Consider the following 2,864-nt stretch of genomic DNA (forward strand, 5'->3'; position numbering starts at 1 on the left):
GCAGCGATCGACGGCTCGCACGTGAGGGCGCTGAAAGGGGGGCTCACACCGGACCTTCGCCGGTCGACCGGGCCCGGCCCGGCAGCAAGCACCACTTGATCGTCGACCGGCACGGCACCCCGCTGGCCGTCTCGCTGACCAGCGGGAACCGCCACGATGTCACGCAGCTGGTGCCCCTGCTCGATGCGATACCCCGCATCCGTGGTGTCCGCGGGCGGCCCAGGCACCGGCCGGGCCGGCTGTTCGCCGACCGGGGTTACGACTACGACAAGTACCGCCGTCTTCTGCGGTCTCGCGGCATCACACCCAAGTTCGCTCGAAGAGGCACCGCGCACGGCTCGGGCCTGGGAAAGACCCGCTGGGTCGTGGAGCGCACATTCGCCTGGCTCCACCAGTTCAAACGCCTGCGGATCCGCTATGAGACACGCGCAGACCTACACCTGGGTCTCCTCCAACTCGCTTGCAGCATCATCTGCTTGAGACGACTCCGCACCTCATTCTGAAACCATCAGTTAGTCTCCCCTACGGGGACCGAGCGATCGCTGCAGAGCCTAACGCCCGCCCAACGGGGTAAGTTACGCCGGGTTCGTGGGTGGATGGGGGCCAACAATGTTGACCGCATCACGGCGAGCAAGCGGCAGTTCGCAGCAGACACGGTTCCTCGCCTATCAGGCTGAGCCGTGCAGACGCGTCGGAGGCGCCGACCGCGCACTCCAAGGCCGTAACAAGCCGCCAGCCACTCGCGTTGAAACTGGCGAGCGTGCGCGTGCCCTCACTTGGGGGCAAGCTCACTGTGAGGGCCCGGAGCCGGCCCCTTGAACCGGCGGCAGTGGTGCACACCCCGGGCCCTCACATAGGAAGCGAACCGTGCGTAGGCCGGCTGCAAGGCCGGAACCTGTCATGGCTTCGCTGGGCTGTTCAGTGCGCAGTCCTTGCAAGGTCCGCCCCGACGTGCGGATGGGCACGTTCCATGAGGTTCGACATCCTGCGGCAGATACCGTGTGCAGTTCCGCGTCACTCTGGGCACTTCTGACCCCCCATCCATTGTTGACGCGTCGCGGTCGATGGGGGCTTCGCGGAATGCGGGACGTCTGCGTAGGACGAGCTTGATGTCGGCGAGCGTGGTGAGGGTGACCAGGCGCCGTTGGTGGCGCCCAGCGCGAGGTGTTCGGCACCGCGTCGGCCAAACGCCTGTCGGCGGCGGGCGATCTCCCGCAGCCTGAGTGGTCATCGCCCCCCTGACCATTGCTGGTGTTGCTGGTACCGTGATCGCCGCCTGGCTCGCCAGACCCGTGTCCCGCCCAGGGATCACGTACTTGATGCCAGCGGACCTCATGGCAGCAGCTGGCGGAGTCGTGCTCATGGTCTCTGTCGTCATGTGGTGGTGGGCGGCCAAAACCGTAGAGAGACAGGCACGCAGCTGGCGGGCGTGAACGCGCGCATCCGGCCGAGATGACGCGCCGCTTTCCCCACGGGCAAACGGCATCCCCACAAAGTAAGCGCACTTGAAGGTACTGCTATGCACCAGACGAACGTCCGCCCCGGAGCCTTCCCCACCTTGCGTGTGACCAGCGCCCTCGCGGCCGCAGGCATGATCACAGCCGCTGTCGTCGTCTGGCAGAGAGCCCAGCTCGACGCGAACGCCCTCATCGACTTCATCGCCCTGGCCATCGTGGCGACAGCAATAGCCGTGGGCGCAGCAGCGTGGGCAACCTGGGCCCTCAAGCAGCGCATCCGCACCGCAGCCGCCCGGTCGCTGAGCTCGGTCATAGCCATTGGTGTCGTCATAGCCGTGGCAGCCGCCACCCTGTCCGCGTGGGCCTTCACGGACCCGCACGGCCTGTACGCCAGGAGCTACGGAGGTGCAGGCCAGTGCCTGGCCGACACCCCCTACGCCAGCGACCGTGTGCACATCGTGCACGCCGACAAGGCACAAACCGGCGCCCCGCTCGAGATTCGGTCTCAGGACGACACCAAGAACGAAGCCCTGCGGTTTGAAGACGGCAAGGACAAGTTGATCCCGGCTGACAGCCACACCCGCCAGACCATCCGCGAGCACGCCTGCTGAGCTCCACACCCGCACCGCCCGTGCCGCGGGAGCTGCCCCCAACACGGCGCCCCAGGGCTCATCACGGCCTAAACACGTGAGGCAAAAGGAGCTCCTCCGGGCAATCGAACGGGCGTATGTGCTGGGCCCCGGGCGCCCTGCGGTTCAGCCTCATGATGTCGGCACCTCGTCGCTCGTGACGTTCGCCAAGACGACGTGGGTGGTGTCGGTGTCGAGGGCTTCGAGGTGGCGGGCTTCGGGTCACGCGAGCCATCGGCTATTCCCTGGTCCGCGCGGCACCCACCCGAGATTGGTTCCTTCGCTCATCTCAGCCTCAGGGCTGTGGAGCCATTTGGATGGTGGCCGCATGTTTTCCTCGTGTGTCACCGGAGTTGACGCGTGGGCGCGTGCGTACGGTGGCGGCCCTCGCAGGGCACGGGGAATTGACGCAGGGAGTGTGCAGATGGGTTGCAAGGCTGTGTTGCTGGCTGGTGTGACGGCCGTTTCCGTGGCCGTGGGGCCGGCTGTGGGTGTGGCCGTGGCGGCGCCGCAGCAGAGTCAGGATGCTGCGTCTGCCGCTGTGAGGCCGACGTTGACGGCCAGGGCCACGGCCAGCAGTGTCAAGCTCTGGCAGGAGTTTCGGATCTACGGGCAGTCCGCGCACATGAGGGCCGGCACGCGGGTCACGTTGCAGCAGAAGCAGGGCAACGTGTGGAAGTACCTTCCGGTGTCGATGAACACCACCCGTACCGGTGCCTACAACCTGCGGGTCAAGCTCGGGCTCAGGGGCGTGAACCAGCTGCGCATGGTGGGCGGT

Annotated in this window: 1 protein-coding gene and 1 pseudogene; both read left to right on the top strand. The window is 66.7% G+C overall.

Annotated features, from left to right (window positions below; all coding sequences use genetic code 11):
• Window positions 1-503, top strand: a pseudogene (locus G3I40_RS26760) (IS5 family transposase); the annotation flags it as partial.
• Between the two features lie 1,016 nt (window positions 504-1,519).
• Window positions 1,520-2,068, top strand: coding sequence for a hypothetical protein (locus G3I40_RS26765; RefSeq protein WP_164304723.1), 549 nt, complete (start codon window positions 1,520-1,522; stop codon window positions 2,066-2,068).
• Window positions 2,069-2,864: the final 796 nt, after the last annotated feature.

This window comes from Streptomyces sp. SID14478, assembly GCF_010548525.1.
GTDB lineage: Bacteria > Actinomycetota > Actinomycetes > Streptomycetales > Streptomycetaceae > Streptomyces.

Bases quoted from the DNA above. Each gene is read 5' to 3' on its own strand.
- G3I40_RS26765 (WP_164304723.1), top strand. From the start codon at position 1,520: ATGCACCAGACGAACGTCCGCCCCGGAGCCTTCCCCACCTTGCGTGTG.